Raw genomic sequence first — 24700 nt, 5'->3', positions numbered from 1 at the left:
TTAACTAGTTTTCTACTTTTTGAGGAACATAAACATTGCTACCAGGCTTTGCTTTTATTTCGTTCCAAGCAGCGATAGCATCACTTTTTGATTTTCCTTTATTATTTGGATCTTCGAAAAAGTCGCGAGTAAAACGATTATATTCAAATTGTGTACCGATAGTTGTTTTATATGTGGGGTCTTTTTTACGTTCGTTTTCCTCATACCAAAACGTTATAGCGTCTTCATATGTTTTTCCGATATTCTCTTTAAAGAACTTTTGAAGAGCTACTGTAAAGCGGAAGTTTGCTCCAATTTTTTCTTTAAAAAAAGCACGCACATCTTCACTACAGCGGTGATTTTCAGTGATAATCGCTTGAAGAGAAAGGTCTTTATGAGAGAGGGGAGCTTTACTTACTTTTTGATGAAAACTATTTTTGAATATTTTACCTGTATTTAAATAATGTGAGATACGCTCTGTTATTTCAATTTTAGAGCCACTAGCTGGTAAATCGTGCTCACGACAAAATGTTTGCAGTTCTGTTTTTAACCAATAATAGTTTTGGAAATCTTCAAGAGATATAGTTTTTGTTAAAGGTGGACGCATGAATGTAACAACTTCTTTCTTCCATAATTTTCTTTAATTATAAAACGTACGTTCTTTTTAGGGAAGGATTAATTTGTAAATTTAATGGGAAGAGGAGAGTACATATGGAAAATGTAATGCAAGTTCGTGTTACTGGAATTTTAATTGAAGATGAAAAGGTATTGTTAGTAAACCAAAAAGTTTCTAACCGGAATTGGTCTTTACCTGGAGGAAGAGTAGAGAACGGTGAAACGTTAGAAGAAGCAATGATTCGAGAAATGAGAGAAGAAACAGGGTTAGAAGTTAAAATTAAGAAGCTACTCTATGTTTGTGATAAACCAGATGCTCTTCCATCTTTATTACATATTACATTTTTACTTGAAAAGGTAGAAGGTGAAATTATACTTCCTTCTAATGAATTTGATAATAATCCGATTCATGATGTGCAAATGGTACCAATTATAGAATTAAGTCAGTACGGTTTTTCGGAAACTTTTATAAAGCTTGTAAATGAAGGGTTTGCGAATGCAGGGAGTTATCAAGGATTGAAACGAAATATTGGTTTGTAAGTATAGATGAAGGATAGCTGGTAGCTATCCTTCACAAAAATGTTTTACAAAGCTGATTGTAAAGAAGAAACAAGTTGATTTAAAAACTTGTCCCCAGTCATAATCGCTTTCCCGCCACCACGAGCACTCTTTTTATTTCCGCCACCTTTTCCTTCAATTGTAGGAAGGGCATCTTTTAAAAGAGCATTCATATCGAGTGTCACTGCTTTACCACAAGCAAAAATACATTGTAGTTTGTCATCATTTTCAATGACGAAATACGTAATTGCATGCTCTTGTTGTTCTGTAATGATAGCAGCTAGTTTTGCGACTTCTTGCATAGAGCGATTTGTAAATGCTCGAGAGATAAGTGTTCCAGCATGTATTTCTTCAGATTGTTGTAATAGTTCATTCGCTTCTGCAAATAATAATTTTTCATTCATTGCTTGTACTGCTTTTTCGTTTTCTTTTTGAGAAGTAAGAATCTGTGCTACTTTTGCTGGAATATCAGTTTCGCTACTGTTTAATTGTTTAGAAACATCTTTCATAATTTGTTGCTGTTGTCCCATTAGTTTAAGTGTGCGCCAACCAGCGATAAATGTTAAGCGGATGCCACCTTTATTGCGCTCCCAATTAAGTACTTGAATAGGACCTACTTCACCTGTACGTTTCGGATGTGTTCCACCACAACCGTTGTAGTCATAGTTTTCGATGATAACAACCCGTATATTTTCTGTCATAGTTGGTTCTTTGCGAAGGGGTAACACTTTGGCCTCTTCTAAGTTCATCCATTCAATACGAATAGGGTGGTTTTCAAAAACAATTTGATTAGCAATTTGTGCGGCCTTCTCAACAGTTTCTGTAGAAAGGTTAGCAGTTTCTAAATCAATGGTTATAGTTTCTTTTCCAAGATGGAACCCGATCGTCGGTATGTTAAAGTGATCCCAAAAAGCAGCGGATAAAATGTGCTGAGCCGTATGTTGTTGCATATGGTCAAAACGACGTTGCCAATCTATTTTCCCGTCTACTTCTTCTGTATGTAATTGTTCTACTATGAAATGACGAATTTCTCCATCTATTTCTTCAACATTAATTACCGGAATGCCATTTAAAGTTCCAGTGTCATGTGGTTGTCCGCCGCCTGTTGGATAAAATGTAGTTTCATTTAAAACAACATATAAGTTTCCTTCTGTATCATGCTCTTGTTTTATAACTTTAGTTGTAAAGGTTTGCTGATAAGCATCGTTGTAATATAATTTTTGCTCCAATTTTCTTTCCCCTTTCGTGTTAGCTAGTTTCATTGTAAAGCAATTGAAATTAGTTTCCTAATATTTCAGAAGAAAGAAACTATTTTTAGAATTTTCTTGCTATAATAAGAAGAAAATGCGGGGGTGGAATGAATATGTTATATGAAAACGGCGTAGATAAGCTGCTTAGTTTAAGCAGAAATATTTCCGAATTATATCGAGAATTAAATGAGATGACCCGGATTTTAACGGAATGTAATCGAGAAAGTGTGAAATTTGATCGGTTATATGTAAAGGAGTTACTTTGGAAAAAAGAAGATGTAATGGAGAAGTATGATCAATTACTCGTCCAGCTTTGTGTTAATGAATGCTTTGATTTAAAAAGTGTAATCACTGGCGAATATAAGTATACATATGAAGAAGTAGAAAGCATTGTTTTAGAATTTAATGAAAAGTATAATGTAGCTATTTTGATTAAAGATGTTTGTAAAGAAATACAGTTTACATATGGAATTGATATGGAGATAACGAGAACAGCTCGGGTATAAACATCTCAAGTATAGAAAAAGGAAAAAGAAAGCAGATCCTTTGCTTTCTTTTTTTATGTAAGAAAAGGGAGAGTAGGTTTAAAGATGAAGGGGAAGTTACAAAATATTCATCCACTTGGAATGAGTATCATTATAGGGACATTATTTGCTAGGTTTGCAACTTCAATGAGCATTCCTTTTTTAGCGATTTATTTAACGACTGTTAAAGACGTATCAGCTGGAATGACCGGTGCTATCATTGGAACGAGTGCGCTTGTTGGAGTTTTTGCTAGTTTTATTGGGGGGAATTTATCGGATCGATTTGGCCGGAAAACGATTATGATATGGTCCATGATCGTTTGGGTTTTTGTATTTATAGGGTTTTCAGTTGCAGATCATGTTTTTAGTTTCTTTCTATTAAACGCTTTGAATGGGTTATGTCGGTCTTTTTTTGAACCGACATCAAGAGCTTTATTATCAGATTTAACGAAACCAGAGTATCGTTTACTCGTATATAATTTGCGTTACGGTGCAATAAATGTTGGGGTAGCGATTGGCCCACTTGTCGGATTACAGATCGGAAGTGCAAAATCAACAATCCCTTTTTTAGTAGCAGCTGGAGTATACATTCTATATACAGCTATATTAGCGTTCCAATTTAAGAAGTACCCACTTGAACAAAAGAAAGTAAATACAGATAAGCCTGTTACAATGTTAAATGCAATTCGCATTTTGCGAAAGGATGTAGTATTTCTAGTTGCTTTAGTCGGGATTATTTTGAGTAATAGTGGTTTTTCACATTTAACCACGACAGTATCTCAATATTTTGCAAATGCACATATATTTCAGGATGGAGTGAAGTTGTTCTCATATATGCTAGCTTTAAATGCAATTACGGTAGTAGTTATTCAATACCCTGTTATTCAAATGTGTAAAAAGTATACGCCATTAGCGTCTATTATGGTTGGAACGTTATTTGTGAGCGGGGGATTGTTTGGATTTGGACTAGTAGAATCCATGTTAGGGGCAGCTATTTGTACAATTGTTTTTACATTTGGAGAAGTTTTAATGTTCTCAATGACAGATGTATTTATTGATGAGATCGCTGATTCCAATCTGAAAGGAACATACTTCGGAGCGATGGGATTTTCAGGAATTGGAGGAGTAATTGGTCCTTGGTTTGGGGGAGTACTTCTCGATTATTACGGGTATCAAAATGGGTTTGTAGTATTTGCAGCGCTAGCTATATTTTCAACTGTAGCATTTCCTGTACTTTTAGTTACAAAAGGTTTATTGAACAAAAGATATGATAGAGATTCTAATATTGAAATACAAGTGAAATAAAATAAGCCCCAGCAAGTTACTGGGGCTTATATTTGAATTTATAGTGATCCTTAATTTGAAAAAAGAACTTTGTTTTCATGCTTATTGGCAACTTCGTTTTTGGAAATATGAATGGCTAAATATCCATTCTCTAAGCAGGCTAGCATCTTCTTGTAAATGATATTAGCAGGTAAAGGAATGATCCGCTGTAAAGAAGTGTTTTTATGAAGTATGCAAATGTTTAGGCCTGTCTCCATCTTTTTAATGAGTACATTTTGTGCAGTTGCATTTGGTACATCTGTTTCCAAAATGTATTCTTGTTCTGTTTCACAAAGGTCAATATGAATTTGATTTGGAAAACTAAAGTTACTACAAGAATCAGAACAAAATTGATCCATCCATTCTTCGAAACCATCAACATGAAAAAGACAATCCTTCTTTTTCTTGCCCATGTAAGACACCCTCCGTAAAATCTCAATTCATACTATGTTATGCATGAATGAACTAGAGGTGAAGAATAAATGAAAAAATATAAACATTGTATGTGGCAAAGGTAGCTAGTGTGAATATTTTGTTTTACATATCATGATGCGCATGATTTTTTTGACGAGAATGGTTACGGTTTTTTACTTTATGAGATCCGCTTAATGGTTCAGGTTGGCCTTTTTTTTCTTTAGATTCACGATTGTTTTTGCCCATTGTATATAACACCTCCTCTTCCTATTAGAATGAGAGAAGTTTGCGAATTTATACGAGAATGTTTTTAGAAAAAAAGGTAAAGATAAATGGGACTAACTATTATAGAAAGGGGATTGTATAATGCCATATCATAAAGATAAACAACAAGCTTTTCAAGCTGCACAGCAAGGAGTTACACAAGCAGAAAATACATTTAACAACATTGTAAAAAATGATCCAAACTACGGTCATGATTTAAAAGAGTTACGCCAAGAGGTCCAGGAAGCGTATGAACAGATTCAAAATGCGCTAGAAGTAGCTTCGGAAACACAACGTCCACAACTTGAGCAATACGAAAATAATCTCCAAAATATTATGCGAAATGTAGATCAATTAGAAAAGTAAATGAGGTTGTTGTGTATTCGACAACCTTATTACTTTAACGAACGCTATGTTGAAACAGAAGGTTTTTCTATTAGTTTTTTCTTTACTATGCGCAGTACATATATTTCAAGTGGAAAAAGTGGAAGCGAAAATGTTGCTCAGAAAAGAACTAGAGCCAACTGGCTATGTAACGTGGGAAGTGCCAAATAATGAAAAGGTTATTGCAATTACGTTTGATGATGGACCAGATCCAACATATACGCCGCAAATTCTAGATTTATTACATCAATATAAGGCAGAAGCGACTTTTTTTATGATTGGATTTCGAGTTCAGCGTAATCCATATTTAGTAAAGCAAGTGTTAAAAGAAGGACATGAAGTTGGAAATCATACGATGAATCATTTGTATGCGAGCAATTCGTCAGATGAAAAATTAGAAAATGATATTTTAAATGGAAAGAAATATTTTGAAAAATGGGCGAAAGAACCTTTATTGTTTCGTCCACCAGGTGGATATATTAATGATGCTGTATTTACTACGGCAAAAAAAGCTGGGTATCAAATTGTTCTATGGTCATGGCATCAAGACCCTCGTGATTGGGCGAATCCAGGTACAGAATCCATTGTAAATCATGTTGTGAAAAATGCTAAAAGTGGAGATATTGTACTGTTGCACGATGGAGGAAGTGATCGTAGTCAAACAGTGGAGGCATTAGCAAAAATTTTACCTGAGCTGAAAAAGCAGGGGTATCGATTTGTAACAGTTTCGGAGTTGTTACGTTATAAACATTAAAAAAAATCCCAAAAGGTGTACCTTTTGGGATTTTTCGTTACTGATTCTTTTTTCGTTTCTTATTATTTTGTCGCTGCGCTGGTGTTAAAGGTTCGTTTGCGAACTCTTCGTTATAACCAGTTCCTTGTCCTTGTGCGGATGCAGCATTCATTCCTGAAATAATGTGATTGGCTTTTCGTTTACCCATTTTTCTCACCTCTATAATGTTTTTTATAGACGAACCATGAGTCGTTCATAGCATATATGAACGTAAAGTAAAACGCTGAAAGAGTGCTTTACTTTATAGTAATAGTATTAATAAAGAGCATGGACACTATTCAAATTTAGAAAGATAAAGAAAACTTATGATAATCCATAAGTTTCTTATTATTTACTTATTTAGAAAGTTGTAATAAGATATTATCGTAAGGTATTGAAAAGTTTGTCTACATTTTATATTCAGACAACTTAGTCACGTTTAACAGGGGGGAAACATAATGGTCAAACATAATCCATTTCAATCACGTGCAACTTTTGAACTAGATGGAAAAACGTATCATTATTATCAATTGAAAGCGCTTGAAAACGCAGGGGTTGGCAACGTATCTCAATTACCATATTCCGTTAAAGTTTTACTTGAATCTGTACTTCGTCAAGTAGATGGACGCGTAATTACAGAAGAACATGTTACAAATTTAGCGAAATGGGGAACAAAAGATGTTCAAGATATCGATGTTCCGTTTAAACCATCTCGTGTAATCTTACAAGACTTCACAGGTGTTCCAGCTGTTGTAGATTTGGCTTCGCTTCGTAAAGCAATGGCAGATATGGGCGGGGATCCTGATAAAATTAATCCAGAAATTACTGTAGACCTTGTAATTGACCACTCTGTACAGGTTGATAGAGCGGGTACAGCAGACTCGCTTGCATTCAACATGGACTTAGAGTTTAAACGTAATGAAGAACGTTATAAATTTTTAAGCTGGGCACAGAAATCATTTGATAACTACCGTGCAGTTCCACCAGCAACAGGTATTGTACACCAAGTAAACCTTGAATATTTAGCACCGGTTGTTCATGCGGTGAAAAATGCTGAAGGTGACTTAGTTGCATACCCAGATTCATTAGTTGGAACAGACTCACATACAACAATGATTAATGGTATCGGTGTTCTTGGATGGGGCGTTGGTGGTATTGAAGCAGAAGCAGGAATGCTTGGACAGCCTTCATATTTCCCAGTGCCTGAAGTAATCGGTGTAAAATTAACTGGTACACTTCCAAGTGGTACAACAGCAACTGATATTGCATTAAAAGTAACACAAGTGTTACGTCAAAAAGGTGTAGTTGGTAAATTTGTTGAGTTCTTCGGTAGTGGACTAAAGAGCATGCCTTTAGCTGACCGTGCAACAATTTCAAATATGGCACCAGAATACGGTGCAACTTGTGGATTCTTCCCAATCGACGACATTTCATTAGAATACTTACGTTTAACAGGTAGAGATGAAGAGCAAATTCGCGTTGTTGAAGAATATTGTAAAGCAAATGGCTTGTTCTATACAGCAGACAGTAAAGATCCAATCTACACTGATCTTGTTGAAATTGATTTAAATACAATTGAATCTAATCTTTCTGGACCGAAACGTCCGCAAGATTTAATCCCGCTTTCAAATATGAAAGAGGAGTTCCATAAGGCTGTTGTAGCACCAGTTGGAACACAAGGACTTGGATTCAATGAGCAAGAGTTTGATAAAGAAGTGAAAGTTACAATAAAAGATCAAGAAGTAACGATGAAAACAGGCGGAATTGCAATCGCTGCGATTACAAGCTGTACAAATACGTCAAATCCATACGTATTAATTGGAGCAGGTTTAGTTGCGAAGAAAGCAATTGAAAAAGGACTTAAAGTACCTGGTTACGTAAAAACATCATTAGCACCAGGATCTAAAGTTGTTACAGAGTACTTAGATAAGTCTGGTTTAACAACGTATTTAGATCAATTAGGTTTCCAAACAGTTGGTTACGGCTGTACGACTTGTATCGGTAACTCTGGTCCATTAGCAGAGGAATTAGAAGAAGCAATCGCAGCAAACGATTTATTAGTAACATCTGTTTTATCTGGTAACCGTAACTTTGAAGGTCGTATTCATCCACTTGTAAAAGCAAACTACTTAGCATCACCACCACTTGTTGTGGCATATGCACTTGCAGGTACTGTTGATATTGACCTGAAAAATGATGAAATCGGTAAAGATGTAAATGGTAATGCTGTTTACTTTAATGATATTTGGCCATCAGCTAAAGAAATTGAAGATGTAGTTCAAAGTGTTGTTACATCTGAATTGTTCAAAAAAGAATATGCACAAGTATTTAACAGCAATGAGCGCTGGAATGAAATCCAAACTTCAAATGAAGCTTTATATACTTGGGATAATGATTCAACATACATTCAAAACCCACCGTTCTTCGAAGGATTATCTAAAGAGCCAGGTGAAGTTGAAACATTATCAGGTTTACGCATCGTTGGTAAATTTGGTGATTCTGTAACGACAGACCATATTTCACCAGCAGGTTCAATTGGTAAACATACACCAGCTGGACGTTATTTACTAGAAAACGGCGTACAGCCAGTTGACTTTAACTCTTACGGTTCTCGTCGTGGTAACCATGAAGTTATGATGCGTGGTACATTCGCAAATATCCGTATTAAAAACCAAATCGCACCAGGAACAGAAGGCGGATATACAACATATTGGCCAACTGGTGAAGTAACATCTATCTATGATGCTGCTATGAAGTATAAAGAAGATGGCACAGGCCTTCTAGTTGTTGCTGGTAAAGACTACGGTATGGGAAGTTCTCGTGACTGGGCTGCGAAAGGTACAAACTTATTAGGTATTAAAGCAGTAATCGCAGAAAGCTTCGAGCGTATTCACCGCAGTAACTTAGTGTTAATGGGCGTATTACCATTACAATTTAAAGATGGCGAAAGCGCTGAAACATTAGGTCTTGTTGGTGACGAGTCATTTGAAATTCAAATTGACAAAACAGTTAGACCACGCGATCTTGTAAAAGTAGTTGCAATCGATTCAGAAGGAAAAGAGAAGCAATTTGAAGTAGTAGCTCGTTTCGATAGTGAAGTTGAAATTGACTACTACCGTCACGGTGGTATCTTGCAAATGGTTCTTCGTTCGAAAATCGAAGAGTCTAAAGTGTCAAACTAAATAATTGAAATGAATGATAAGGAAGCTAACATTTGTTAGCTTCCTTACTTTATGTACAGAGGAAAAGGATGAAACCCAATTGGTTTCATCCTTTTCTTTTTATTATGCAAAATTGGAGGAATGACAATGAATGAGTATAGAAGAATAATGTTGCCGCTACTACAAGAAAAGCTATTGCTAATTAGTGCGATTTGTAGCGGGATAGTAGCTGCCATTTTAAATTTATCCCGTCCGCTATTTATGGGGCTAATTGTAGATAATCTTATTCAGCGGGAGTTAAAAGGTGCGTATGTATATATTGCTTTGGTTGCGGGGAGCCGCTTTTTGATGTGGGTGAACAATCTGTTATTTGATTATGTAAGCTCAAAAGTAAGTCAGCGAATATTACGAGAGAAGCGTATAGATGTATTACGTCATTTTTTCTTATTACCGTTTGAAGAAAGTGAGAAGGTAAAACAAGGGGAGTTAGAAACATTAGTCGTTTCTGATATTCCAAATTGGGTAAGGTTATATGGATCTTTATTAATAGAATACATCCACGCTATTGCACAATTTATTGGTGCGTTCATAGCTCTACAACATATCGATGTACAGTTCATATGGTGGATAACCCCGTTTTTATTTTTAAATGCAATGGTTCCAATGTTTATGGGGGGAAAGGTAAGAAATATTGCGAGTATTTCTCAAGAGAATCAATCAATTGTTGTAGAGATGGTGTCACAATTTGTAAAAGGTATACAAGATTTGCGTAGTTTACAAAAAGAGAGCTGGGCAATTGGCTTATTTAAAGGAGTGACAGTAAAATCTTATAAAACAGAAGTAAAGAAGACGATGTTGCAACAGTGTATTGGGATAGTTGGGACGGTAATAGAAACAGGCGCATATGTAGTCGTTCTTATTATAGGTGCACAAAAAATAATGAAGGGGGAAATGGAAGTCGGTTCGCTTGTGGCGGTATTAGCTACAATTGAGATGTTATTTTACCCTGTTCGTTATGCAAGTGATTTATTGATGATGACACAAGTTGCTATCGCTTCGGCCAGTCGAGTTTTTGGCTTTTTAGATATACCGGCTGAATACAGAAATGTAGAAAGAGCGATGGGAATGAAATTAACAAACGTTTCATTTCAAGAGAACGGTGAAGAGAGATGTAGAATTAAAAATATTCATTTGCAAATTAATCCTGGCGAACTCGTTATCATTGTGGGGGAAAGTGGTGCAGGAAAAACGACGCTGTTAAAATTAATCACGGGTTTATATAAACCGTCTAATGGTAGTATTGCTTATTACGGTAATAAAGCTCGTATGACTACTATATGGCAGGAGCCTCGTTTTTTTCGAACGACAGTAAAAGAGAATATGTATTTTGGGGAAGGGGGATTAGAAAAACAGTTAGAAAAAAATATTGAACTTGTAAATGCGAAGTCGATTATTAGGAGTTTATCTGAAGGTATTCAGACTGTACTACATAAAAGCGGTGAAGAGTTTTCGGGAGGAGAGAGAAAGCGTCTTGCGTTATTGCGAGCGATTGTATCAAATCCGAATCTCATTATTCTAGATGAACCGACTGCAGGATTAGATCCGAGCAATCAAGAAGTGGTTTGGAATATGCTCAAAGGGCTAGAGGGGAATGTAACGAGAATTGTGACGACACATGATGCTGAGAGGGCGATGATAGCGGATCGGGTTGTTGTCATGAAGAATGGAATTATTGTGGAATGTGGGAATCCTAGAGAATTATTAAATTGTAAGTCATTGTTTAAAGAGACGCTAATAAAAAGATAAGAGCTACATAGCGCTCTTATCTTTATTCACTATTATTAAGTTGATACGTATAAGACTCAGGATCGTTAGTACTAAACTCTTTGACTAGAGTAAGTTGATTTGTATCCGGATTATACTTGAAAATCTTGACTGTACGTTCGCTACTTAGTGATGGATTATATTCTTGAATAGCAAACGTATTTTCAGCAATCTGAGTCATATTACTGGTGGAAACATTTTCTATGGAATCGTGATTTGTAGAAATTTCAGTGACTCTTTCACCGTTGAAAAATAAAAGAACGATTACTAAAACAACTAAACATATTCGTATATAGCGAAGTTCTTTACTAATAGGGTGTTCTCCCAAAATAATCATCCTTTCTATAACTATTGTATAGTAGTGGTGGTGATAGTCATCGTGAAGAAACTAACAATACCGAGACCTGCTAAAAGGATAAATGAGATTAAAGCGATATAGAGACAAATACGTCCAACTTGCTTTTTTTCGGGATCTTTACTGAAGAGCGAGATGATCCAAGTGATAATCCCGATTGGGGAAAATATAAAACAAAGAATATATAATAGTATTTTTTCAAATAAATTCATAAAAATCCCCCTTTTTGAAAGTTCTACATGTGCAGTTTTCTTCGTATTAGCGCTGCTGTTATGTAGGAAAGTACAGAATAAACAGCACTATAAATAATCCAAGCGTCTAAGTTTTGTGAAGCTAGGTGTATATCAAATTCAGAGACGATAATGAAAAATATAAGTGGAACAGTAAAAGAAATAATAATAGCAGCCCATTTGAATTTGTATAGCAAGCCGCTAAAACAAATACATAGTAATGGTAAAGTGAAGAAAACAAAAGAAAAAGGGTTGATAAGTAATTGTAAAATACATATCACCTCGCAGTTTTTATATGTTTTTCTAATTATATGATAAAAAGGAAAATATTTAATCTTAGTTAAAAATATTCTGACTATTTTGAATGTGAATATTTCCAAGCTTGTCCGTATAAGCTAAAATAAGGTATATAGTATTTTGATGATTATGTTATAAGAAGATAAACACGTTAGGGTGATATAAAATGTGGCGGAAGCTTACGATTATTGTAGTGTTACTTTGTTTAGCGGGATATGCAGCTTATGATCAGTTTGGTAAAAAAGATCAAGTGGTACAAGGGAAGCAAGAAAAAAGTGAAGCTGTTATGAAAGAGATGATTGCAAGGAATGGTATTGAAGTAGGGAAGAGTGCACCTGATTTTGAATTAACTAAGTTAGATGGAAAAAATGTAAAGTTATCAGATTTAAAAGGAAAGAAAGTGATTTTAAACTTTTGGGCAACGTGGTGTGGACCTTGTCAGCAAGAAATGCCCGATATGGAGGCCTTTTATAAAGAGCATAAGGAAAATGTAGAAATTTTAGCTATAAACTATACTCCTTCAGAAAAAGGGGGGGGAGAAGAAAAGGTAAGCAACTTTGCGAAGGAAAAAGGAATTACTTTTCCTATTTTATTGGACAAGAACATTGACGTGACAACAGCATATAAAGTAATTACGATCCCAACCTCTTATTTTATAGACACAAAAGGGGTCATTCAAGATAAGTTTATTGGACCAATGACACAAAAAGAGATGGAAAAAAGGATTGCTAAATTAAAATAATGTTGAAAAGGTAGAGGTGGAAAGTTATCATTTCTGCCTTTTCTTTTTCACGTAGTGATAGCAGCATGTTATGATAAAAGAAATATAAACGTTTAGAGATAAAGGGGTGTTTGGAGTGGGGAATGTATCCTTACCGTTAGATTATGTTGTAATTGATTTTGAAACAACAGGATTTAACCCTTATAATGATAAAATTATTCAAGTCGCAGCAGTGAAATATCGTAATCATGAACTAGTAGATCAGTTTGTTTCCTATGTGAATCCGGAGCGTTCAATTCCGGACCGAATAACGAGTTTAACAGGTATTACAAATTATCGTGTTTCAGATGCACCGACGATTGAAGAAGTATTACCTTTATTTTTAGCATTTTTACATACAAATGTAATTGTCGCTCATAATGCATCTTTTGATATGCGTTTTTTGAAAAGTAATGTAAATATGCTTGGGCTACCGGAGCCTAAAAATAAAGTGATTGACACTGTGTTTTTAGCAAAGAAATATATGAAGCACGCGCCTAATCATAAACTTGAAACGTTAAAGCGAATGCTTGGAATTCGTTTAAGTTCTCATAATGCATTTGATGATTGTATTACGTGTGCGGCAGTTTATCAAAGATGTGCATCTATTGAGGAAGAAGGAAAAAGAAAAGTGCAGAAAGAAGTGCTTGATGAAACGGTAGCATACGAAGCAGTAAAAGAAATTCTTATGCGAAATAAACGTGATATCGAATGGATTCGCTGTATGAATGTCGGGAGCTATTTAGATATAAAAGCTTTTTACCCAATTATTAGGATGAAGGTAAACGGGCGAAAGAAATATGTGTTAACAGAAAAAATGGAAGACGATGTAATTGGTATTTGTACGAGCTTAACGTGTGAGGCAGCATTGAAAAGTGAGATTGGCAACACGAGAATTATGATTGACAGTGTAGAGGACATTTTCAAGCTAGAGAGCTACATTTTAGAAGAATACGATTCTGTATTGCGAGCACTGCATGAATATAGAGTGAATGAAGAAGATGCTGATGAAGAAATTAAAAAATATTTAAATATAATGATGTGAAAAAATCCCATGCGTAATATTTGCGTATGGTTTTTTTGTTAAAACATAAAATTTTCTTACAAATCTGATTAAAGAGTTTTTCATTTGCTCATACTATGTAATAAGAAAACGTAGAAGAAAGGGTGAGCAGCATGAGAAGAAGTCGCCGTAGATCGTTTGAAGAACTTGTAAATGAAAATAAACAACAATTATTAAGCGATCGTGATGCAATCGATCGAATTGAAGAACGTATTGAAAAACGTTATGCAATGAAACTTTTTAAGCAGGCTGAATAATTCTTAACACTAGTACGATACTAGTGTTAAGGAGGCGATAGTAATGGGTAATCCGAAAAAGAATTCAAAAGACTTTGCACCAAATCAAATTGGAACACAATCGAAAAAAGCTGGTGGGAATAAAGGAAAGCAAATGCAAGACCAAACTGGTAAGCAACCGATTGTTGATAACGGTTAAAAAAGGAGAATGTTATCATTCTTCTTTTTTGTGAGGGAATTAAAGATATATTTTTAACAGGAATATGAAAAAAGGGCTGACTTTCGTCAGCCTTTTTTCGTGATTGTAAAGTTTTCGACGAGTAAACGCCAATTTTGTGGGAATGGTAGACCAATCTTCCAATAGCTGATGCCGCCTATTCCTTGTTCTTTCATTAAATTAAATTTACTTTGAACGGACCGTGAATCTTCAAACCAAACTTCATGTTGTACGCCGTTTTCGTCAAAGTAATTGAAATGAGGAGCTTGAGCCGTGAAATCATAGCGGATAGGAACATTGTATTTACGAGCTAGTGCAACAGCTGCAACAGAGCTAATTGCTTTTGCTGGTGGATTTCCTTGTTTGAACGGCAGTTTCCAATCGAAACCGTATAAATTTTGACCCATCATAATTTTTTGTGGTGGCATTTGAGATTTTGCATATTGAAGTACCTCTTTCACAGGACCAATAGGAGAAATCGCCATCGGTGGTCCGCCTTGCCAACCCCAGTCGTATGTCATAATGACGACGAAATCAACAATTTGTCCTTGTGCTTTATAATCATGAGCTTCAAAAAATTTCCCTTTTTGATTGGAACTTGTTTTCGGTACAAGCGTTGTACTTAATGTGTACCCGCTAGGTAAGCGCGTTTTTACATTTCGTAAAAAACGATTATATGCTTCGCGATCTTCAGGTGCTACATTCTCGAAATCAAAATGAATGTCTCGCATACCGTATTTTTCAGCTGTTTGCAAAATGTTTGTAATAAATTTGTTTTGAATCGTTGCGTCGCGTAAAAAAACAGATGCCAGTTCGGTACTGAAATTTCCATTTTCAATATTTGTAATAACGAGCATAGGGATGGTTTTCCCTTGCGTTGCAATATTAGCGATTTTAGCTGTTTCTGTTGGTTCTTTTAAAGTGCCGTCTCGTTTTGCTTCAAAGCTGAAGTAGGCTAAATATGTTAAAAATGGATTAATAGCACGTGTAGCATTTACTAAACTTTCTTTGATCGGTATTGTTGAAGGTTGTAAATAAGCGATGGATTCTACTGCTCGTTTTGTTCCTTTCGGTATATATAATTGTTGTCCGACATGAAGAATAGATTTTAATGAAAGGTTATTAACTTTAGCTAAACTGGCGAGAGGAACGCTATATGTTTGAGAAATTCGATAAAGGCTGTCACCAGGCTGTACATAATAGTTATTGCCTTTTGTATTAACGATAAGTGCCTGACCAACAACGAGTGTTTCGGCTGGATTTAGTCCATTGTCTTTTACAATTTCTTCAGGTGTAGATCCATATTTTGATGCTAAACTATAAACACTATCACCGCTACGAACAGTTACAATTTGAATCATGTGTTTGCCCCTTTCGGTAAAAGATTCACTGTTTTTATTTTATTTTTGATTCCACTGTATTATGATTAAATGTATGCAAGGTAGCAGAAGTGAAAGAAGGCGAATAGAAATGTTTGTAGCAGAACATGAAGTTGAAATCCGCTATGCGGAAACAGACCAGATGGGTGTTGTTTACCATTCAAACTATTTAGTGTGGCTGGAACTTGGGCGCACGAAACTTATACAAGAATTAGGATTTTCGTATGTTGAAATGGAGAAAGAGGGAATTATCTCTCCTGTATTAGACTTGCAAATTTCATATCGTAAAGCGATGCGTTACGGTGAAAAAGCAATTGTGAAAACGTGGATTGATACTTTGAGCCCGCTTCGTGTTGTATATGGTTATGAAATTTATAACGGTGATGGCGAGCTTTGTATTACTGCAAGTACAACGAATATTTGTGCGAAAAAAGAAGGGTTCCGCCCTGTATCATTTAAAAAATTATATCCTGAGTGGTATGCGAAATATGAGGAAATTAAAAAAAAATAAAAAAAAGCGTGGCAGAAGCCACGTTTTTTTATTTTTCATAATTAAATTGAGGGAAATCATCACCGTCGTTAAGTGTCACTAATAAATTATGTCCATCGAAGAACCACTCATCATCGCCTTCAATAAAGAAGTTAATACCTTCTTCTTGCATTTGAACAGCAGGATGCGCAGGATCATCTTTACGAATACCTAAAGAAAGTCCTTTTTGCACAGTACTGCAACCACCGTATTGTACGAAAAAGCGTATTGTTTCACCTGATTGTAAGTGTAATTCGTTTTTATACCATTGTGCTGCTTCTTTTGTTACGGAAAGATTCATGTATAGTTCCTCCAAATTATGTTGCTTTTTCTTTAGTATAAAAAATAACGCAAAAAGACGCTATTAATATGCTTCACGTTTTCTTTTTGCGTTATGTGGGTTACGATCTTATTTTTGCTTTTTTGAAAAGTTTGCTTTTGGTTCAGTTTTATTTATAATTCGTCCGATATTTGCACGGTGTTTATAAATAACCATACCTGCTAATAAACACATCGCAATAATGAAGATTTTATCCCCGCTAACAATGGATGCAATAACAGCAATGACAGCTGTTACCATAGAAGAAAGTGATACGTATCTTGTTGTAAATAAAAGGCTGAAAAAGACAACAGCTAATATTGCAAAAACAACTGGTGAATAGCATAATAATACCCCAGCAGAAGTTGCAACTGCTTTCCCCCCGCGGAATTTTGCGAAGATCGGATAGACATGTCCAAGAACAGCGGCTAATCCAAACCATAGTGGGTGAATATCTGACCCGAAAATAATCGGTAGACTTGTTGCTAATGTACCTTTTAAAATGTCAGCAATTGTTACGATAAAACCTGCTTTTTTCCCTAATGTACGGAATGTATTAGTTCCGCCTAGATTACCGCTTCCATGCTCACGAATGTCGATTCCATAACCGATTTTTCCAACGACTAATGCAAATGGAATCGAACCGAGCAAGTAGGCAACGATAAATAAAAGATATGTAATAATCATGAGTTCAGTCTCCTTTATACAAATGTGTTGATAAAGGGTAAAAAGAGTTTTTCCCATATATTGTACCATACATTTGTAAAGAGCACATTTCTTTTTTACAAATGAAAAAGTCATTAATTTTTAAAAAAACTTTCACAGGAATGTTACATTTTTCACAGGAACAGAAGAACTATATGTTGTATGATTTTAATCAAAAGACAACAACATGTTGGTGGAGGGTTATGAATGTTGAAACAAAATGTACGTGGAGAAGAATTAATGAAAGTATTTGAGACAATTATTCACGGTAATGAACAAGATTTAATGCAGGAAAATGCAAATGTAGATGGCCGATCTCCAATGGGAGTAATGGGAACGTTCGCATCTGAGAGTGCAAAGTATTATGCAGTAGAAAAATTATTATCAGATCAAGTGAAAAAAGCGATAGATCAAAATATATTATATCCACATGATTTAGATTTTTATGCAACAGGAACGACGACTTGTTCGCAAATTCCGTTAGCGCAAATGCTTGCTAACGGTTTTCATACTGGACATGGACATATGAGACAACCGCAAGACATTAAAAGTGCATTGGCGCTTTCTTCAATTATTTTTCAGGCGAATCAAAATATGCAGCACGGTGGTCAATCGTTTGCACTCTTTGATATTGATTTAGCTCCATATGTGAGAAAAACAGTAGAGAGACATAAAAAACGACTACAGTCATATCCGCTTACGAAAGAACAAATAGAGGAATTTGCATGGAAAGAAACAGAAAATGATACGTATCAGGCGTGTGAGGCTTTCGTTCATAATTCAAATAGTATGCATAGTAGGGGCGGGGGACAAGTACCGTTTATTTCTATTAACTACGGAACAGACACATCGAAAGAGGGACGGCTTTTAATTAAGCAACTTTTAAAAGCGACGCAAGCTGGACTTGGTAAAGGGGAAACACCGATTTTTCCTATTCAAATTTTCAAAATGAAAAAAGGCGTGAACTTTGAAGAGTGTGATCCGAACTATGATTTATTTGAATTAGCGTTAGAAACGACAGTTGAGCGATTATTCCCTAACTTTTCGTTTTTAGATGCTCCGTTTAATGCTGTGCATTATGATGGTCGACCTGAAAGTGAAGTATGTTATATGGGGTGTCGTACTCGTGTTATGTCTAATATACATGGGGAAGAAACAGCAATTGGGAGAGGGAATTTATCGTTTACTTCTATTAATTTAGTGAAATTAGCGCTAATTAGTGGTTCGAAAGAAGCGTTTTTTGAAGCGCTAAGTTATTACTTAGATTTAGGTGTTAAGCAATTGTTAGAGAGATTTGCTTATCAATGTACAAAGAGAGCGAGAGATTTTCAGTTCTTATATTCACAAGGTGTATGGCGTGGTGGAGAAACGTTGCAACCTGAAGATGCTGTGGCACCGATTTTAAAACAAGGGACGTTAAGTCTTGGTTTTATCGGTCTTGCAGAATGTTTAGTAGCGTTAACTGGAAAGCACCATGGAGAAAACGAAGAATCATGGAAGCTTGGATATGAAATTATTTCCTTTATGAGGAAGAGAATGGATAAGGTGACGGAAGAACATCAACTCAATTTCTCTGTAATTGCAACGCCAGCAGAAGGGTTATCAGGAAAGTTTGTGAAGAAAGATAGAGAAGAATTTGGTGTAATTAGCGGTGTGACAAATCATAATTATTATACAAATTCGTTCCATGTACCGGTGTATTACAATATTCAAGCTATAGATAAAATTCGATTAGAAGGACCGTTTCACGCTCTTTGTAATGGCGGACATATTACGTACATTGAACTAGATGGTGCAGCTGTGCATAATCAAAAGGCGTTAAAGCAAATTGTACAAGCGATGGCGCAGTACGGAGTAGGATACGGCTCAATTAACCATCCTGTCGATCGTTGTAAGTGTTGTAGTTATCATGGCATTATCGGGAATGAATGTCCGAGCTGCGGAAATGAAGATGAGAATGAAATAGAAAGAATTCGCCGCATAACAGGATATCTTGTAGGAGATATGTCAAAGTGGAATAGCGCGAAACGTAGTGAAGAGATGGATCGGGTGAAGCATAAATGAAAGTTATGAATATCATTCATGATAGTGTAGTAGATGGAGAAGGGTTGCGGACAGTCGTGTTTTTTGCGGGCTGTCCGCATCGTTGTATCGGTTGCCATAATCCGAAATCATGGAATGTTTGCAATGGAACTGAAATGACGGTAGAAGAAATTGTGAAAGAGATTGAAAAAAATTCATTAACCGATGTAACATTTTCAGGTGGAGATCCATTTTTTCAAGCTGCTGAAGTGAAAAAAGTAGCAAAAGTAGTGAAGGATCTGAAAAAAAATCTATGGATTTATACAGGTTACACGTTAGAAGAGATACAGAGTGCTCAAAATAATGATATGATAGAATTGTTACATTATGGGGATGTTTTGGTCGATGGAAGATTTGAACTTGATAAAAAAGATTTAACACTTCCATTTCGCGGAAGCTCCAATCAACGTATTATTCGATTGAATGAGTAAAAAGGCGGGATAGGTTATATGAATAAAACAGTATTACTTGTTGAAGATGAAAGAAGATTACGTGAAATTGTTAGTGATTATTTTCGTAATGAAGGCTTTGAAGTAATCGAAGCGGAAGATGGAAAAAAAGCGCTAGAATTATTTGCTGAACATACAATTGATTTAATTATGTTAGATATTATGTTACCAGAAATAGATGGTTGGTCTGTTTGTAGACGAATTAGAAAAGAGTCAGCGGTACCAATTATTATGCTGACAGCACGTTCTGATGAGGATGATACATTACTAGGCTTTGAACTAGGTGCAGATGAGTATGTAACAAAACCTTTTAGTCCGAAAGTGTTAGTAGCTCGTGCAAAGACGTTATTGAAACGTGCGGATGGAGCGATAGGAGTATCAGAAGAAAATACTATGTCATTAGCTGGAATAGAAGTGAATCGACTATCTAGAACAGTTTTAGTAGATGGAGAAGAAATTATATTGACACATAAGGAGTTTGAGCTTCTCGTTTATTTAATGGAGAACAAAGGAATTGTGTTGTCACGCCAACATTTATTAGATCAGTTATGGGGATATGATTACTACGGTGATGACCGAACGGTTGATACACATATTAAAAAACTGCGAAATAAGCTAGGAGATAAGGCGAAGCATATCGGCACTGTTATTCGAGTAGGTTACAAATTTGAAGAATAACCTTTAAGTTACTATGCATCCCGGCTTTGGGATATAGCAAATTTACACTCTCCTTTGTAGGTGAAATGTACAAAAAATACTTTTCTTGTCTACAATGATAGATAGGAGTATTTTTTTAATTGGATTTCACGATGAGTTCACAAGAAGGACACAAACTGTGACTATACTGAAAGTACGAATTCACCAGAGAGGGGAAATAAAACATGGGATATTACGACGGACCGAATTTAAATGAAGAGCATAGTGAAACGAGAGAAATGAAAAAATCAGGTAGTAAAAAAGGATATTTTTTCACAGGTTTAGTTGGAGCTGTAGTCGGGGCGGTTTCGATTAGTTTTGCAGCACCTTACATGCCGTGGATGCAAAATAATGCAGCAGTTTCGTCATTCAATTCTAATCAACAAGTAGAAGGTACTGTAGCTCCTGTTGTTAATAAAGTGAAGGGCGAAACTGATTTGCCAGGCATGATTGAAGGCGCAAAGGATGTTGTAGTTGGTGTAATTAATATGCAGAAGACTATTGATCCGTTTGCGATGCAACCGGCAGAACAAGAGCAAACAGCTGGTACAGGATCAGGTGTTATTTATAAAAAATCAGGAAATAAAGCATATATTGTAACAAATAACCACGTAGTAGACGGTGCAAATAAACTTGCTGTTAAACTGAGCGACGGAAAGCAAGTTGATGCAAAATTAGTTGGTAAGGACCCTTGGTTAGACTTAGCAGTTGTAGAGATTGATGGATCTACTGTTAATAAAGTTGCAACGTTAGGTGATTCCAGTAAACTTCGTGCTGGTGAAAAAGCAATTGCAATTGGTAACCCACTTGGATTTGACGGCAGTGTAACGGAAGGTATTATCAGTAGTAAAGAACGTGAAATTCCAGTAGATATTGATGGAGACAAACGTCCAGACTGGCAAGCACAAGTTATTCAAACAGATGCAGCGATTAACCCTGGTAATAGTGGCGGTGCATTATTTAACCAAAACGGTGAATTAATTGGAATTAACTCAAGTAAAATTGCACAGCAAGAAGTTGAGGGGATTGGTTTTGCAATTCCAGTTAATGTTGCAAAACCAGTTATTGAATCGCTTGAAAAAGACGGAGTAGTGAAACGACCAGCTCTTGGTGTAGGTGTTGTTTCATTAGAAGATGTGCAAGCTTATGCAGTAAATCAATTAAAAGTACCAAAAGAAGTAACAAATGGTGTTGTATTAGCTAAAATTTATCCTGTGTCACCGGCAGAAAAAGCTGGCTTAGAGCAATATGATCTTGTAGTAGCATTAGATGATCAAAAAGTAGAAAATTCACTTCAGTTCCGTAAATACTTATATGAAAAGAAAAAAGTAGGCGAGAAAGTGGAAGTTACATTCTATCGCAACGGTCAAAAAATGACGAAAACAGCTACATTAGCAGATAATTCAGCTACAAAGAATCAATAAATATAAACTTTAATCAGTGGAGATTTCTCTTCCTTCTGCTTATTAGCGTACATCAATCGGAATAAAAGAAAGTCTCTTTCATGTTGAAAGAGACTTTCTTTATCGGATATAATAAAGGTATAGGAGGGATTAATTATGACAATTGAAAACCCAACTCGTACGGAAATTGGTGAAGTATTGAAGAAAAGTAAAACGATTGCAGTTGTTGGATTATCAGATAAGCCAGAACGCACATCATATATGGTTTCAAAAGCAATGCAAGATGCTGGGTATCGCATTATTCCAGTAAATCCAACAGTAGATGAAGTACTCGGAGAAAAGGCGGTTTCTTCACTGACGGATATTAAAGAACATGTGGATATCGTAAATGTATTTCGTCGCTCAGAATTTTTAAAGGATGTTGCGAAAGAGTTTGTAGAGATTGATGCAGATGTTTTCTGGGCACAACTAGGAGTACAAGATGAAGATACATATAAACTTTTACAAGAAAAAGGCTATACAGTAATAATGGATCGTTGTATTAAAGTAGAGCATGTAATGACAAAATAGTATAGACTTTAAAGATAGAAAGATTGATTCAGCCCTCGCTTTTTACATAAGTAGGGCGGATGAACGAGGTGTTCATCATGAGATTTTTTAAAGGCTGTTTTTGGGGATTGTTACTTGTTATCCCGTTTTGGATATTGATCATTTGGATCATGATAAAGGTCTGGAATGTATAATGTTGGAATACATATCCATTTCTCGTTGACAAACGATTATTTTTCTGAAATAGTAGCCTAGAGGAATCCTTGTGAAAAAAACAAGGATTTTTCTATTGAAAATAGTATATAAAAGAGATAAGATAACTTGCCAAAACTATAGTCGAGGCGTTATTCTATAATAGAAACATATGTTCTTATTTGATTAGGAAAGGGGCAAGGAGTTTGGTTAAGCATCAGTTCCAATATAATGAAGATGCAATTCAAGTGTTAGAAGGACTTGAAGCCGTTCGAAAACGCCCGGGTATGTATATCGGGAGTACGGATAGCCGTGGATTGCATCATTTAGTATATGAAATAGTAGATAACTCCGTTGATGAAGCATTAGCGGGATTTGGCGACGAAATTTCTGTCGTAATACATAAAGATAATAGTATTAGCGTAATTGATAAAGGGCGAGGAATGCCTACGGGAATGCATAAGCTTGGAAAACCGACACCTGAAGTTATTTTAACTGTACTTCATGCTGGTGGTAAGTTTGGCCAAGGAGGCTATAAAACGAGTGGTGGTTTACACGGTGTTGGGGCATCAGTTGTAAACGCCTTGTCAGAATGGCTAGTAGTAACGATTAAGCGTGATGGTAGCATTTATGAACAACGCTTTGAAAATGGTGGTACTCCTGCAACGACGTTAGAGAAAATCGGGAAAACGAAAGAGTCTGGTACAACGATGCACTTCAAACCAGATACAACTATTTTCAGCACAACAAATTATAATTATGAAACATTATGTGAGAGATTACGTGAATCTGCATTCTTATTAAAAGGAATGAAAATCTCGATAAAAGATGAACGTAATGATTTAGAAGATGTGTTTCATTATGAAACAGGAATTGAGGCTTTCGTTTCATACTTAAACGAAGAGAAAGATTCGATTCATCCAGTTGTATATTTCTCGGGTGAGCAAAATGGAATTGAAGCAGAGTTAGCGTTTCAGTTTAATGATGGTTACTCAGAAAACATTCTTTCGTTTGTAAATAATGTACGTACAAAAGACGGTGGTACACACGAAGCTGGATTTAAAACAGCAATGACACGTGTGTTCAATGAGTATGCTCGTAAAGTTTCTTTATTAAAAGAAAAAGACAAAAATTTAGAGGGTACAGATATTCGTGAAGGATTAGCTTCGATTGTTTCTGTACGTGTACCAGAAGACGTACTCCAGTTTGAAGGGCAAACGAAAGGGAAACTAGGTACAAGTGAAGCTCGTTCTTCAATTGATGCAATTGTATCTGAGCATTTAGCTTACTTTTTAGAAGAAAACCCAGATGTAGCTACACTTCTTGTGAGAAAGGCGATTAAAGCAGCGCAAGCACGTGAGGCTGCTCGTAAAGCGAGAGAAGAAGCACGTACTGGTAAGAAGAAGAAAAAATCAGAAGGTACTTTAAGCGGGAAGTTAACACCTGCGCAATCACGTAATCCTCAGAAAAACGAATTGTATTTAGTAGAGGGTGACTCGGCTGGTGGTTCAGCAAAGCAAGGGCGAGATCGCCGTTTCCAAGCAGTGCTACCATTACGTGGTAAAGTAATTAACACGGAAAAAGCAAAGCTTGCTGATATTTTTAAGAATGAAGAGATCAATACGATTATTTACGCAATTGGCGGCGGCGTAGGGAATGAGTTCGCTGTTGAAGATATTAACTACGATAAAGTTGTTATTATGACCGATGCAGATACGGATGGAGCACATATTCAAGTGTTACTACTGACGTTCTTCTACCGTTATATGAAACCACTTATTGAAGCTGGTAAAGTATTTATCGCACTTCCACCTTTATATAAAGTAAGTAAAGGAAAAGGGAAAAGTGAAGTAATTGAATATGCATGGTCTGATGAAGAATTAGGTGGTGTAACGAAAAAGGTCGGTAAAGGCTATATGTTGCAGCGCTATAAAGGACTTGGCGAAATGAATGCCGATCAATTATGGGAAACAACGATGAACCCTGAAACACGTACGTTAATTCGTGTGAAAATTGACGATGCATCAAGAGCTGAGCGCCGAGTTACGACATTGATGGGGGATAAAGTAGAACCTCGCCGTAAATGGATTGAGCGTAATGTACAATTTGGTATGCAAGAAGAAGGAAATATTTTAGAAAATGAAATGATTATGGAGACGGAGGTGGAATAA

Annotated in this window: 28 protein-coding genes; 18 read left to right on the top strand and 10 right to left on the bottom strand. The window is 35.9% G+C overall.

Annotated elements, in window-relative coordinates:
* Positions 1–4: 4 nt before the first annotated feature.
* Complete coding sequence (locus tag MHB76_RS16945) at positions 5–586, bottom strand: DUF6434 domain-containing protein (protein ID WP_078174178.1); 582 nt, start codon at positions 584–586, stop codon at positions 5–7.
* Positions 587–690: 104 nt separating this feature from the next.
* On the opposite strand from MHB76_RS16945, the gene MHB76_RS16940 reads away from it, so the two are divergent.
* Entirely contained in the window at positions 691–1134 is a 444-nt protein-coding gene (locus MHB76_RS16940) for an NUDIX hydrolase (RefSeq protein ID WP_078174177.1), read from the top strand.
* A gap of 44 nt (positions 1135–1178) precedes the next feature.
* On the opposite strand, the gene MHB76_RS16935 is transcribed toward MHB76_RS16940, so the two are convergent.
* Positions 1179–2381 carry an alanyl-tRNA editing protein gene (locus tag MHB76_RS16935; protein WP_176108002.1) on the bottom strand — a complete coding sequence of 401 codons (1203 nt, stop codon included), beginning with the start codon at positions 2379–2381 and terminating at the stop codon, positions 1179–1181.
* 128 nt (positions 2382–2509) lie between these two features.
* Here MHB76_RS16935 and MHB76_RS16930 point away from each other — a divergent pair, with 128 nt between their 5' ends.
* Together MHB76_RS16930 and MHB76_RS16925 are read left to right on the top strand one after the other, a co-directional pair.
* A complete protein-coding gene (locus MHB76_RS16930) occupies positions 2510–2908 on the top strand; it encodes a hypothetical protein (RefSeq protein ID WP_088079095.1) in 399 nt (132 codons plus the stop codon).
* An 84-nt stretch (positions 2909–2992) separates the two neighbouring features.
* A complete protein-coding gene (locus MHB76_RS16925) occupies positions 2993–4231 on the top strand; it encodes an MDR family MFS transporter (protein ID WP_078174174.1) in 1239 nt (412 codons plus the stop codon).
* 50 nt (positions 4232–4281) lie between these two features.
* Here MHB76_RS16925 and MHB76_RS16920 read toward each other — a convergent pair whose 3' ends face one another.
* Both MHB76_RS16920 and MHB76_RS16915 read right to left on the bottom strand, forming a co-directional pair.
* Positions 4282–4662, bottom strand: coding sequence for an Hsp20/alpha crystallin family protein (locus MHB76_RS16920; RefSeq protein WP_078174173.1), 381 nt, complete (start codon positions 4660–4662; stop codon positions 4282–4284).
* Between the two features lie 124 nt (positions 4663–4786).
* Entirely contained in the window at positions 4787–4909 is a 123-nt protein-coding gene (locus MHB76_RS16915; RefSeq protein ID WP_000517651.1) for a small acid-soluble spore protein P, read from the bottom strand.
* Between the two features lie 120 nt (positions 4910–5029).
* Here MHB76_RS16915 and MHB76_RS16910 point away from each other — a divergent pair, with 120 nt between their 5' ends.
* Together MHB76_RS16910 and pdaB are read left to right on the top strand one after the other, a co-directional pair.
* Entirely contained in the window at positions 5030–5293 is a 264-nt protein-coding gene (locus MHB76_RS16910; protein WP_016105829.1) for a hypothetical protein, read from the top strand.
* A gap of 46 nt (positions 5294–5339) precedes the next feature.
* A complete protein-coding gene (gene pdaB, locus MHB76_RS16905; RefSeq protein WP_078174172.1) occupies positions 5340–6065 on the top strand; it encodes a polysaccharide deacetylase family sporulation protein PdaB in 726 nt (241 codons plus the stop codon).
* 37 nt (positions 6066–6102) lie between these two features.
* Here pdaB and sspO read toward each other — a convergent pair whose 3' ends face one another.
* Complete coding sequence (sspO, locus tag MHB76_RS16900; RefSeq protein ID WP_016105827.1) at positions 6103–6252, bottom strand: small acid-soluble spore protein O; 150 nt, start codon at positions 6250–6252, stop codon at positions 6103–6105.
* Positions 6253–6541: 289 nt separating this feature from the next.
* Between sspO and acnA the strand changes: the two genes are divergently transcribed.
* Together acnA and MHB76_RS16890 are read left to right on the top strand one after the other, a co-directional pair.
* Positions 6542–9265, top strand: a complete 2724-nt coding sequence (gene acnA, locus MHB76_RS16895) for an aconitate hydratase AcnA (protein WP_340987203.1) — start codon at positions 6542–6544, stop codon at positions 9263–9265.
* Positions 9266–9391: 126 nt separating this feature from the next.
* Positions 9392–11050, top strand: a complete 1659-nt coding sequence (locus MHB76_RS16890) for an ABC transporter ATP-binding protein (protein WP_340987199.1) — start codon at positions 9392–9394, stop codon at positions 11048–11050.
* A 22-nt stretch (positions 11051–11072) separates the two neighbouring features.
* On the opposite strand, the gene MHB76_RS16885 is transcribed toward MHB76_RS16890, so the two are convergent.
* Both MHB76_RS16885 and MHB76_RS16880 read right to left on the bottom strand, forming a co-directional pair.
* Positions 11073–11396, bottom strand: a complete 324-nt coding sequence (locus MHB76_RS16885) for a YmzC family protein (RefSeq protein ID WP_078174169.1) — start codon at positions 11394–11396, stop codon at positions 11073–11075.
* A gap of 20 nt (positions 11397–11416) precedes the next feature.
* The gene (locus MHB76_RS16880; protein WP_078174168.1) at positions 11417–11635 is read right to left on the bottom strand and encodes a hypothetical protein; all 219 of its coding nucleotides are present in this window, start codon (positions 11633–11635) and stop codon (positions 11417–11419) included.
* Between the two features lie 481 nt (positions 11636–12116).
* Between MHB76_RS16880 and MHB76_RS16875 the strand changes: the two genes are divergently transcribed.
* The 4 genes from MHB76_RS16875 (at position 12117) to sspN (ending at position 14208) form a co-directional block, all read left to right on the top strand.
* On the top strand, positions 12117–12692 hold the full coding sequence (locus tag MHB76_RS16875) for a TlpA family protein disulfide reductase (RefSeq protein WP_002160925.1): 576 nt from the start codon (positions 12117–12119) through the stop codon (positions 12690–12692).
* Positions 12693–12807: 115 nt separating this feature from the next.
* The gene (locus MHB76_RS16870) at positions 12808–13755 is read left to right on the top strand and encodes a 3'-5' exonuclease (protein ID WP_078174166.1); all 948 of its coding nucleotides are present in this window, start codon (positions 12808–12810) and stop codon (positions 13753–13755) included.
* Between the two features lie 131 nt (positions 13756–13886).
* Positions 13887–14030, top strand: coding sequence for an FbpB family small basic protein (locus MHB76_RS16865; RefSeq protein ID WP_002160927.1), 144 nt, complete (start codon positions 13887–13889; stop codon positions 14028–14030).
* 43 nt (positions 14031–14073) lie between these two features.
* Entirely contained in the window at positions 14074–14208 is a 135-nt protein-coding gene (gene sspN / locus MHB76_RS16860) for an acid-soluble spore protein SspN (protein WP_000527988.1), read from the top strand.
* A gap of 86 nt (positions 14209–14294) precedes the next feature.
* Here the strand turns inward: sspN and MHB76_RS16855 are convergent, their stop codons facing one another.
* Complete coding sequence (locus MHB76_RS16855) at positions 14295–15587, bottom strand: glycosyl hydrolase family 18 protein (RefSeq protein WP_002111131.1); 1293 nt, start codon at positions 15585–15587, stop codon at positions 14295–14297.
* Positions 15588–15696: 109 nt separating this feature from the next.
* Here MHB76_RS16855 and MHB76_RS16850 point away from each other — a divergent pair, with 109 nt between their 5' ends.
* Positions 15697–16116 (top strand): acyl-CoA thioesterase, encoded by a 420-nt coding sequence (locus tag MHB76_RS16850; protein ID WP_002160928.1) that lies wholly within the window; start codon positions 15697–15699, stop codon positions 16114–16116.
* 28 nt (positions 16117–16144) lie between these two features.
* Here the strand turns inward: MHB76_RS16850 and MHB76_RS16845 are convergent, their stop codons facing one another.
* Both MHB76_RS16845 and plsY read right to left on the bottom strand, forming a co-directional pair.
* Entirely contained in the window at positions 16145–16435 is a 291-nt protein-coding gene (locus tag MHB76_RS16845; protein WP_002146331.1) for a HesB/YadR/YfhF family protein, read from the bottom strand.
* 108 nt (positions 16436–16543) lie between these two features.
* Entirely contained in the window at positions 16544–17140 is a 597-nt protein-coding gene (gene plsY / locus MHB76_RS16840) for a glycerol-3-phosphate 1-O-acyltransferase PlsY (RefSeq protein WP_002160929.1), read from the bottom strand.
* A gap of 225 nt (positions 17141–17365) precedes the next feature.
* On the opposite strand from plsY, the gene MHB76_RS16835 reads away from it, so the two are divergent.
* From MHB76_RS16835 to parE, 6 genes are all read left to right on the top strand, one after another.
* On the top strand, positions 17366–19222 hold the full coding sequence (locus tag MHB76_RS16835) for an anaerobic ribonucleoside triphosphate reductase (protein ID WP_002160930.1): 1857 nt from the start codon (positions 17366–17368) through the stop codon (positions 19220–19222).
* On the top strand, positions 19219–19671 hold the full coding sequence (gene nrdG, locus MHB76_RS16830; RefSeq protein WP_002160931.1) for an anaerobic ribonucleoside-triphosphate reductase activating protein: 453 nt from the start codon (positions 19219–19221) through the stop codon (positions 19669–19671). Before MHB76_RS16835 ends, nrdG begins: the two co-directional genes overlap by 4 nt.
* An 18-nt stretch (positions 19672–19689) precedes the next feature.
* Positions 19690–20367, top strand: a complete 678-nt coding sequence (locus MHB76_RS16825) for a response regulator transcription factor (RefSeq protein ID WP_002111124.1) — start codon at positions 19690–19692, stop codon at positions 20365–20367.
* A 203-nt stretch (positions 20368–20570) separates the two neighbouring features.
* Entirely contained in the window at positions 20571–21809 is a 1239-nt protein-coding gene (locus MHB76_RS16820; RefSeq protein WP_016105821.1) for a S1C family serine protease, read from the top strand.
* A 135-nt stretch (positions 21810–21944) separates the two neighbouring features.
* Complete coding sequence (locus tag MHB76_RS16815; protein ID WP_002137699.1) at positions 21945–22358, top strand: CoA-binding protein; 414 nt, start codon at positions 21945–21947, stop codon at positions 22356–22358.
* A 377-nt stretch (positions 22359–22735) separates the two neighbouring features.
* A complete protein-coding gene (gene parE / locus MHB76_RS16810; protein WP_002160934.1) occupies positions 22736–24700 on the top strand; it encodes a DNA topoisomerase IV subunit B in 1965 nt (654 codons plus the stop codon).

The organism is Bacillus sp. FSL M7-1345 (assembly GCF_038006985.1).
Classification (GTDB): Bacteria; Bacillota; Bacilli; order Bacillales; family Bacillaceae_G; genus Bacillus_A; species Bacillus_A cereus_U.
The sequence above is the reverse complement of the archived record's forward strand: the minus strand, read 5'-3'. Positions and strand labels throughout refer to the sequence as shown.

Bases quoted from the DNA above. Each gene is read 5' to 3' on its own strand.
- MHB76_RS16865 (WP_002160927.1), top strand. From the start codon at position 13,887: ATGAGAAGAAGTCGCCGTAGATCGTTTGAAGAACTTGTAAATGAAAAT.
- MHB76_RS16925 (WP_078174174.1), top strand. From the start codon at position 2,993: ATGAAGGGGAAGTTACAAAATATTCATCCACTTGGAATGAGTATCATT.
- MHB76_RS16920 (WP_078174173.1), bottom strand. From the start codon at position 4,662: ATGGGCAAGAAAAAGAAGGATTGTCTTTTTCATGTTGATGGTTTCGAA.
- MHB76_RS16825 (WP_002111124.1), top strand. From the start codon at position 19,690: ATGAATAAAACAGTATTACTTGTTGAAGATGAAAGAAGATTACGTGAA.
- MHB76_RS16915 (WP_000517651.1), bottom strand. From the start codon at position 4,909: ATGGGCAAAAACAATCGTGAATCTAAAGAAAAAAAAGGCCAACCTGAA.
- MHB76_RS16940 (WP_078174177.1), top strand. From the start codon at position 691: ATGGAAAATGTAATGCAAGTTCGTGTTACTGGAATTTTAATTGAAGAT.
- MHB76_RS16820 (WP_016105821.1), top strand. From the start codon at position 20,571: ATGGGATATTACGACGGACCGAATTTAAATGAAGAGCATAGTGAAACG.
- MHB76_RS16845 (WP_002146331.1), bottom strand. From the start codon at position 16,435: ATGAATCTTTCCGTAACAAAAGAAGCAGCACAATGGTATAAAAACGAA.
- pdaB (WP_078174172.1), top strand. From the start codon at position 5,340: ATGTTGAAACAGAAGGTTTTTCTATTAGTTTTTTCTTTACTATGCGCA.
- MHB76_RS16890 (WP_340987199.1), top strand. From the start codon at position 9,392: ATGAATGAGTATAGAAGAATAATGTTGCCGCTACTACAAGAAAAGCTA.
- sspO (WP_016105827.1), bottom strand. From the start codon at position 6,252: ATGGGTAAACGAAAAGCCAATCACATTATTTCAGGAATGAATGCTGCA.
- MHB76_RS16835 (WP_002160930.1), top strand. From the start codon at position 17,366: ATGTTGAAACAAAATGTACGTGGAGAAGAATTAATGAAAGTATTTGAG.
- MHB76_RS16910 (WP_016105829.1), top strand. From the start codon at position 5,030: ATGCCATATCATAAAGATAAACAACAAGCTTTTCAAGCTGCACAGCAA.
- MHB76_RS16855 (WP_002111131.1), bottom strand. From the start codon at position 15,587: ATGATTCAAATTGTAACTGTTCGTAGCGGTGATAGTGTTTATAGTTTA.
- MHB76_RS16930 (WP_088079095.1), top strand. From the start codon at position 2,510: ATGAATATGTTATATGAAAACGGCGTAGATAAGCTGCTTAGTTTAAGC.
- plsY (WP_002160929.1), bottom strand. From the start codon at position 17,140: ATGATTATTACATATCTTTTATTTATCGTTGCCTACTTGCTCGGTTCG.
- MHB76_RS16945 (WP_078174178.1), bottom strand. From the start codon at position 586: ATGCGTCCACCTTTAACAAAAACTATATCTCTTGAAGATTTCCAAAAC.
- acnA (WP_340987203.1), top strand. From the start codon at position 6,542: ATGGTCAAACATAATCCATTTCAATCACGTGCAACTTTTGAACTAGAT.
- MHB76_RS16850 (WP_002160928.1), top strand. From the start codon at position 15,697: ATGTTTGTAGCAGAACATGAAGTTGAAATCCGCTATGCGGAAACAGAC.
- MHB76_RS16880 (WP_078174168.1), bottom strand. From the start codon at position 11,635: ATGAATTTATTTGAAAAAATACTATTATATATTCTTTGTTTTATATTT.
- MHB76_RS16815 (WP_002137699.1), top strand. From the start codon at position 21,945: ATGACAATTGAAAACCCAACTCGTACGGAAATTGGTGAAGTATTGAAG.
- sspN (WP_000527988.1), top strand. From the start codon at position 14,074: ATGGGTAATCCGAAAAAGAATTCAAAAGACTTTGCACCAAATCAAATT.
- MHB76_RS16875 (WP_002160925.1), top strand. From the start codon at position 12,117: ATGTGGCGGAAGCTTACGATTATTGTAGTGTTACTTTGTTTAGCGGGA.
- nrdG (WP_002160931.1), top strand. From the start codon at position 19,219: ATGAAAGTTATGAATATCATTCATGATAGTGTAGTAGATGGAGAAGGG.